The 8,172-nt window shown below is 46.8% G+C and carries 9 protein-coding genes and 1 pseudogene; all 10 read right to left on the bottom strand.

Going from position 1 to position 8,172, the window contains the following annotated elements; translation table 11 throughout:
* Positions 1 to 632, bottom strand: a 632-nt coding sequence (locus P9B68_RS11130) for a DNA adenine methylase (protein WP_277669072.1), incomplete at its 3' end; no start/stop codon positions are given.
* A gap of 4 nt (positions 633 to 636) precedes the next feature.
* Complete coding sequence (locus P9B68_RS11125; protein WP_277669071.1) at positions 637 to 840, bottom strand: hypothetical protein; 204 nt, start codon at positions 838 to 840, stop codon at positions 637 to 639.
* Positions 841 to 1,011: 171 nt separating this feature from the next.
* Positions 1,012 to 1,511 (bottom strand): annotated as a pseudogene (locus tag P9B68_RS11120) (hypothetical protein).
* A 484-nt stretch (positions 1,512 to 1,995) separates the two neighbouring features.
* Positions 1,996 to 2,358 (bottom strand): peptidoglycan-binding domain-containing protein, encoded by a 363-nt coding sequence (locus tag P9B68_RS11115; protein ID WP_277669070.1) that lies wholly within the window; start codon positions 2,356 to 2,358, stop codon positions 1,996 to 1,998.
* A gap of 144 nt (positions 2,359 to 2,502) precedes the next feature.
* On the bottom strand, positions 2,503 to 2,964 hold the full coding sequence (locus tag P9B68_RS11110; RefSeq protein WP_277669069.1) for a phage holin family protein: 462 nt from the start codon (positions 2,962 to 2,964) through the stop codon (positions 2,503 to 2,505).
* 32 nt (positions 2,965 to 2,996) lie between these two features.
* Entirely contained in the window at positions 2,997 to 4,409 is a 1,413-nt protein-coding gene (locus P9B68_RS11105; RefSeq protein ID WP_277669068.1) for an N-acetylmuramoyl-L-alanine amidase, read from the bottom strand.
* Positions 4,410 to 4,422: 13 nt separating this feature from the next.
* Positions 4,423 to 4,740: a hypothetical protein gene (locus P9B68_RS11100; protein WP_277669067.1), complete on the bottom strand. Its 318-nt coding sequence runs from the start codon at positions 4,738 to 4,740 to the stop codon at positions 4,423 to 4,425.
* An 11-nt stretch (positions 4,741 to 4,751) separates the two neighbouring features.
* Entirely contained in the window at positions 4,752 to 5,282 is a 531-nt protein-coding gene (locus P9B68_RS11095; protein WP_277669066.1) for a hypothetical protein, read from the bottom strand.
* On the bottom strand, positions 5,279 to 7,015 hold the full coding sequence (locus P9B68_RS11090; protein WP_277669065.1) for a DUF6273 domain-containing protein: 1,737 nt from the start codon (positions 7,013 to 7,015) through the stop codon (positions 5,279 to 5,281). Before P9B68_RS11090 ends, P9B68_RS11095 begins: the two co-directional genes overlap by 4 nt.
* A complete protein-coding gene (locus tag P9B68_RS11085; RefSeq protein ID WP_277669064.1) occupies positions 7,000 to 7,944 on the bottom strand; it encodes an RNA-directed DNA polymerase in 945 nt (314 codons plus the stop codon). The genes P9B68_RS11090 and P9B68_RS11085 overlap by 16 nt, the downstream gene beginning before the upstream one ends.
* Positions 7,945 to 8,172 lie beyond the last annotated feature (228 nt).

The following is an 8,172-nucleotide window of genomic DNA, read 5'->3' as shown; positions in this document are numbered from 1 at the left end:
TCGAAGTACGGGGGATCGCAGTAAAAAAAGGCGTTGTCCCTGTCATACTGGCAGATCAAAGCCTCGAAGTCCTTGTTCTCAATGATTGTGTCCTTGAGCCTCCGGCTGCCCTGCCAGAGAAGGTGAAAGGTTTTCCGGATATCGAAGGGCTGGCACCCATAGCTGGTACAGCCGCTTCCGTAGCTTAAGCGGATGAGCCTGTAAAATGCGGCGGCGCGCTTCACGTCGTTCATCTGTGCGTTTTCTATGAGGATGGGCCTGATTTCTTCATACTGCGGTTCGCTGAGAACCCTTTGTGCGATATCCAGTTCCTCTTGGAGATACTCATTTGTGAATTCCTCCTTCTCCAGATATTTTTTCAGGACATTGAATTCGTCCCGCCCGTTCAATGGAAAGAAGTTCAGCTCCTTGAGAAGAGCAAAGGGACGGTCACGGACACAGCGGAACAGATTTGCCAGATCTGAATTAAAATCGTTGTAGACCTCCATAGCGGCGTCCGGAGGCCGTCCGAACAGCACCCAGCCTCCGCCGCCGAAGACCTCAATGTACCGCCCGAATTCCTTCGGCATACGCTGATAGATCATGTCCCGCAGTGCCTTTTTGCCGCCCACCCAGCTGATGATGCTGTTCAATAGATCACCTCCCTTTGCTCCTGCGGCTGAATCTCTCAGCGTCGGTCCTCATGCAGGAGCCGTCAGGACTCCAGCAGATAAAGCCGACGCCGGGATAAGGGCAGCTGGCGCAGCGGGCGGTATCTTCAGGCAGAGGCAGGGAATACTTTGCAGGAGGAGCGTTTTCTCCGGCTCCTGTTTTTTCTTCCGGTGTTACATCATGCTTCATGGTTCAGCTCCTTTCTCGGATAAAACAAAAAAGGCGCTGTCTTTTTTTCAAGACAACGCCTTCCCGTTCTTTTATTTAATTGTATGGCTCACAGCAATCTGCCGCGATAAAAAAAGCGCTCTTCAGCTTCAAGAGAAACCGAAGAGCGCAATTTGTCCGTTCATTTTTCGTTCATCCCATCACCGGGCCTATGTTTCCGAGGTCGGGCAGCAGCTTTTCATCTCCTGCTCAAGCTTGAGAAAGTAGTTTTTGTAATTCCAGAAGCTGACGTAGATCTCGCCGTCCGGCGTTTTGACGGGACGCTGCTTCAGAAATTCGCCGTAGCCATCCGCATTTTGTCCGACCACATAATCCAGAAGCTCGGCTGTTTCCTCTCCGGAAAGAGCTTCTGTCAGTCCTGCAGTCATGACACCCCACAGCTCACCGTCGACGATTTCCACTGACGGGTACAGGCTATACACCTTTTTATTGAGAGATTTGTCATGGATGTACTCGGCAAGGCCACGGTCGTTTTTAAAGAGCCGGTTCTCTTTTGCAATGGCGGCGAAGATTTGATCCTCATATGCAACTGCCTCCCTGGGCGAGATATACTCCCACTTATCCTCCATGCGATCATACTGAGGCAGCAGAATCTTCAGAGGGAAAAAGATACGCATTGTTTCGCTTGTCATTTTGACTTCCTCCATTCGTTCGATGTGAATCCCTAAAAAGGGCATAAAAAATGCGGGGTATCTTCGCTAGAAAATACTCCCGCTTTTTAGCAAAAAAATCCATATTAAGTTGTATACGTGGGTTCGAATCCCTCCAGCATTTCAAAAAAGCCTAATGTCATCTATGAAACTGAGGGGCAAAAAATTGAGGGTAAAAACCCCTGAAAAGGCGGATGCCATGCGGCTTTGACCGCATGGCATCTATATTCACCTAAATTGATGGTGGAGCAAAGCATTTAGGATGCAAACCCCTACAATTCATATTCATCAATGGTTTATTCGGCTGTATCTTCAAAAGATGAATAAACGAAAACAAAGCCCCCATGCAAGCCATGACAGGCCAGCACAGGGGCTTTGTTTTGTGCGTGCCTTTATATATGGCCGCACATTCAATTAAAATGCCTGCTTGCCGCAAGGAGGAAACGGCGGCAGGCTTGAAACTGTCTTATTCTTTCCATATGCCGCCCAATGCGGTAACGGTGAACTTTCCGGCCTTCCCGTCAACGATTAGCCTATTCATAGATTGAAAATGTCTGACAGCAAGTGCCGTGTTTTTTTCGTAAATGCCGCTTGCGCCACCTATGCCACAATGGAAACCCCGTGCAATAAGCGCGGTTTGCAAGGCTTTTACATCGTCGCCTTTCATAAGCGGCTTTGTTACTTTCAATTCGCGGGCAACCTCCCAGCTTCCCGCGGCTGTTGCGGTTTGTTTCTGTACCTGTTTTTCTTTTTTAGGCTCTGCGGGCTTTTTATCTATCTTTTTTGCTGTTCCCGCTCCCGTTTTTTTCTTTACTGCTGACGTACTCATATGCTTTCCTCCGTTCTTTAAAGATAAGCCCCGCGATCCGCAAAAGTGAAAGGCGGGGCATTGTTGTTATTGGCGGGCGAATAACCCGCCGCCCATTAAACCGCCATGCGGAAAGGAGCAAAACGCACGGCGGCAGGAATGGCATTATGCCGTTTCATTCGCCGCGCTTCCTGCGGCATTCCCTTCCGTATGTGTTTTGGGTAAAGCGAATACAGCCGCTTCAATGCAACCATCTACGATCTTTTTCATATCGTCGTTAAGCTCTATTCCGGCCATATTGATAAATTCATATACAAGCTTTGCGGCCTCTTCCTTTCGCCGATCTTCTGTAATTTTACTTGTTTTATAAAGCTGTTCCGCGGCTTCCGCGCCCTTCTTCGCCCAGCCTATAATTTTATCAATCAGGGCAAAGGCTGGTATGTCGGGGAATATACCTTGCAGGCTGTCAACCACCATATCCGCGGTATTAAGCGCGGTGTTTGTAGTTGATAATGCACCCGATATATTCACGCCTTTTTTTATAAGATATGGAATAAGGATTGTTATCATGGCAAATACTACGGCCACGATAGCGATAATCAGAAGAATAATATTGATGTTTCCCATTGATTAATACCTCCGTTACTTTATTTATTCGTCTACGCTTTAATAAGCGTTAGATCGGCCAGTTTGACAGCGGCTACTACAACGCCGCCGTATGTTATCACAGCCCGATCACCATTGATTTCTTTAACAATATGGTTTCGGGCATAAACAAAGGAAGCAAGCGTACCGCCTGTATATGTCTTTGCGCCCTGTTTCAGTTTTACGGTGCTTCCTACTTTGATTGTTTCCACTGGTGCGGATGGTTTTATTTGCTCCTGTCCCGCTTTTGTGTTCAGAATAGCGGCCAGTATAGCAAGAATTTTCCCGCCATAGCCTGCACCGGAAGCCCAGCCTTTACCGTTTGGGTTTTCCGGTATTCCCAGCCATTCCACATAAGGAGCGGACGCGCGGGTAACATATTTAAACCGTGGATCGACACATTCACCTTTTAGCGGTTCGGCGTTAGCATAAGCCTTTAAATGCTGAATTTGAGCGCGTACACCTTCCCGCGGCGTTGTAAACTTATTTCCGGCCACACCGCCGCCAGTTGCGCCGATCCCTGCAAAGTTGTTTTGCTCCGGCTTTACATCCCCGCCAAATTTAAAATTACCCGTTTCCAGGCAGGATTGAGCAAAGGCCACATCCGCGCGTATGCCTTCCGCGGCGGCCTCTTCAATATAGATTTCCGGAAGGTTTGCGGCAAACCCTGCGGCCTGCGGGTTCTTTAACAGCAGGTAAGCGCGCATTTGTGCCGCTGTAGCCGCTGTTGTCCCTGCAATGGCTGTGTAACCGCTGGTGTTTACCTTGTTAAACCCTGCGTAATATTTCTTTACGGTTTCCATGAATGCGCCCCAGTGCGGAAGAATGTATAACGGGCAATTTTTACTTACTCCGTTTACAATCTTGTTAGGCAATCCCATGAAATAATTATGCGTATAAACATCCGTTTCCGGTGAAAGCCCATGCTTTTGAAGCAGGTATGCAACCAGCTTCGCGGTTGTGTCCTCGCTTTCAGCATCCGCGCCGATGCACTCAATAGAAATGGTATCAAGGTTTCCACCTATGGTTTCACCCGCCCGCTGTGAACTGCGGCGCGTGCTTCCGTCTGCGGCGTGCCAGCCTCTTTCATCCTCTGAAAGCTGTTGCCAAATGTCATTATGCCAAACCCAAAAATGAACGGCTATACCGCCCATATTTTGATTAGGCCATGTTGCACGGGCGTATTGCTCCGCTGGTGTTGTTCCGCTTGCCGCTGTGATTTCATCCGTATTATGTACGGTAATTCCCTTCGGTTTACCCGTACCGCCTGCCAACTTTGCGCATGGTTTAACCGGATCACCTTTTTTCACATAGGAACATATATACTTTGTAGCCCTTGCGCTGTCCGGCGTGATCTTCTGCTTAATAACAATTGTGCCGCCTCCCACAGCGGCGGTTATAGTCTTATCGGGTATTAAAAATGCCATTATAAAAGCCCCCTTATAGCCCGTGATTTCGGGCGGCATTTTGTTCCAACAAAAAGGCGTTCATGTCGTCGGTATATTCCCGATAATATTTGAACGCCGTTTCCATCTCTCCGTTTGTATGCCCGTTCTTTTGAGCAATTGCCGTTGCTTCCGCAAGGTGTCCCACCGCTTGAAGCCCTCGCACGATCAAAACGCTTTCTTTTGCGCGGGCATCGTCGCGCTTATCCTGCTTTTTTTCCATCCTATCAATTTTCCGCAGGATAACGCCGCTTATGATCCCACCCACACCCAGCACGGAAATTATGATTGTAAAAACTTGTGTATTCATCATTTCACCCGCCTTTATTTAACTTTTTCCCATTGCCACATACCCGCCGTATCAGGCGGCCATACACAATTAGGCAAATCGGATTTTGCCAAATATACTTTTCCTTTATAGCTGTAATACTTTCCGTTAACCACGGCCACAAGCACGCCCGCAGTTTCCGGATATGGAATTGGATCATCTTTTGTTCCGGTATGGGTAAGCTCAATTTGCCGATAATAAGCGAATGTTGTTTCAACCGGATAAGCGGCGGCGTTTGAAGTATGTGCGGCAATTACTTCAAAGAGAAGATTACCCTTTTTTATGATTTCGCCTACCGTGTAAGCGTGGTTGTCCTCGAATTCGGGATACTCAACAATTTCCGCTGATTTTAGGATCATTTCATCCGTAATTACTTTTGCCCCTGTTTTTCTGTCTGCCGTAATCTGCGCTTTGAATGTCATGGATAGCAAAGCGGCGGTGCTTTCGCCCGCCGCCTTAATATTTTTAATCTCATTTTCAAGCCCTGCATTGCTGTTCGGGTTTTCCTTCTTATGAATTATGCTCATTCAAAATTCCCCCCTATTCCAGATACCCAGCACGTGCCAATAGCCGCGCCGCGGTTAACTGTTACGCGGATATTAAGGCCATATTGTACAGCGGCATTCACTGTATTTTCAAATACATGCGCTACGCCCTGCAATACTGCATTTGTGCAATCCTCCCACGCAGGGGAAGGATCAAACGGGTTATTTGTGGCCTCAACCTTGAATGTTGCCCCTGCTGGAATTTCCCGTGTAACTGATATATTTACCCTCTTTGGCTGTGTTGTTGCCTCTAAAGGCTCGGAAAACTGAATTGTAAGGCCGCTAACCTGCTTTGTAAATGTCATTGTGCGCGTGGATGAATTATTTGCGCTGTCTGTAGCTGTCACTGTTAGTGTATGTTGGCCGTTAGGCAGGGCAAGGAAGTTGTTTCCGGAAACCGACATTGAATATTGTTGCCCCAGCGTCACGGTATGGGTTTTAATCGTCGTTCCGTTCAGCTTTTCAACCACCGTTACAATATCATTATCCGGATCGGTTACAGAGTATTGATAGTTAAAATCTGCGGCCTTTACTCCTAAATCGCCGTTATTTCCGGATATTACGGGCGGCTGGTTGTGGATCACGGCCACCATATCCGATGTAATATAGGCACTTGAATTGTTGTATGTGTCCGTCGCCTTCACGCGGTAACGTATGGTATTCCATGATGTTTGTACCGCTTCGCTGAATGTAAGTCCTGCGGTTGTTGTCACCTGCGTATAGCTTCCGCTGTTCACGGAGCGTTCAAGGGTATATGTTATTGCGTCATTGTCCGGATCAGTTGAAGCTCCCCATGAAATATTAATATTCTGCCTGTCGTAAATTGTGGCCGGAACTGTAATTCCTGCGGGTGCGCTCGGTGCTGTGTTCCAGATAATTTCATAATTGCCATCGGCATTGACATTATCAGATACCAAGATATCAGATGACAGATTACAAAGCGGGCGAACGCCAACGTAACCGTCGTACGCGCTGATGTAGTTCAGCGTGCCACCGGAATAGACGTAGCGCACGTAGTCGGCGTACGACACGTAAGGCGTTCTTAACCACCAATACCACGCAGAAGAGGTATTAAGGCTTGCATTTGTATATTCCGAATTGCTCACCGCCTGCGCTGTAGGATAAGCAAGGCGGCTTGTATTGTCTGAAAACAAAGCTAATTTTACACCTTCAGCAATTCCGTTTTCGTTCGCTAAACCTACTTCGGTTGTGGATGGAAGAAACATTTTTGCTGTAAAGGTTTCATAGCTCCCGCCATCCGTCACAGTATTTTTAACTACCGTAAGCGTTGTATCCATGAGCGCGGCCACAAACTGCGCCGGAAGCATTGCCAAAAATCCCGCCCAGGTGTCATAATCGTTCCAACCGCTGTTTACGTTCGCATTGTTTGGTGGCGCATCATAAGCATGTTTCGCAGAATACCACGCGCCAGCGGCGGCATTGCTGTTCAGCCATTGCAATAAGTTTGAATGAATATGCCTGTTGTTGCCGTAGCTCTGCCGATCTGTATTCGGGTTACTTGCTTCTTTTGCGTCCGAACACATCAATTGAATGATTTTATCCGTTATAAGCGTAACGGAATTTGCAGGATAGCCGGAATGGTTTTTGTCAGCGACTTTGAAAACAATCTTGCTTCCGAACCGCGATTGATAAGCTGCATTTACCGGAATTTCAACCTTGTTTCCCACTACTAAAGTGCTTAATGCTTTTGGCATCCTCGATCACCTTCCTTTTTGAATAATTGTGCATGGTAAATATCCATCCTGCGGATCAGGTGATAGCAATTGCCTTTTTCCGCATGGCCGCGCCAGCTTTGATATGATTGTTGCACCGTTTCAAATGTTATCCGGCCTTCATTCACCAAATGCCGCATTTTCTTTAATTTCCGGCGCACATTGTTCTTTGATTGTCTGCGTACCTTTCGGATCACCGCGCCGCTGTCTGTTAAGTATGTATGAAAGCCCAAGAAATCAATGCCGTTTTTAAGCGGATAGATATTCGTTTTCTGATTAAGTGTAAGTCCTAAATTATTTACATGGTTTTCTATCTCCTTCCAGCAATGGCGCAAATATTCTTTATCCTCATGGATTAAATAAAAATCATCCATATATCGGCCATAGTATTTAATGCCTAATTTTTCTTTGATATAATGATCCATCCCATTAAGGTAAAGGAGGGCGAAAAGTTGTGAAGATTGATTGCCTATTGGAATTCCTATATTTCCTTCGGTGCTGTCAATTATCATATCAACCAGCCAAAGCACATCAGGATCATAAATATATTTGCGGATTAAGAGTTTTAACGCGTCGTGCTTTACTGAATAGAAGTATTTAGATATATCACACTTCAATACCCAGCCGTCAACTCCATTCTTGCGATAAAACTTCCGCATAAAGCCTTCCAGCCTGCTAAGCCCGTAATGCGTCCCCTTGTCCTTCTGTGAAGCGTAATTGTCTGTAATGAAACTGCGTGTGAACGCTTGTTCAAGTACGTTATCGCAAAGGGAATGCTGTATAACCTTGTCTTTATAACTATTGCTCATTACAAGCCGCTCTTTTGGCTCATATACCTTGAAAATATTGTACGGTGAAAGCCTATAGGTTTTTGTTTGTAACTGCCAACTTAACAGGTTTATGGCTTCCAATAGGTTAACTTCAAACTTTGCCGCCGCTTCCTTCCACCTTTTCCCGCGCCGTGCCTTCCGGTATGCGCTGTACAGGTTTTCAAACTTATATACCTTTTCATATTCTTGCATTATAAAAACTCCTTGCCGTTTGTAGCCTTCGCCTTGCCCTGCAATGCGGCGGCATCAGCAATCTTGTATTTATCCCAACCGCAGGCGGCGGGGAAGGGATACACCTTCCTTTGATGA

It is taken from the genome of Caproiciproducens galactitolivorans (assembly GCF_029266045.1).
GTDB lineage: Bacteria > Bacillota > Clostridia > Oscillospirales > Acutalibacteraceae > Caproiciproducens > Caproiciproducens galactitolivorans.
This window is presented reverse-complemented; position numbering and strand designations above follow the sequence as displayed.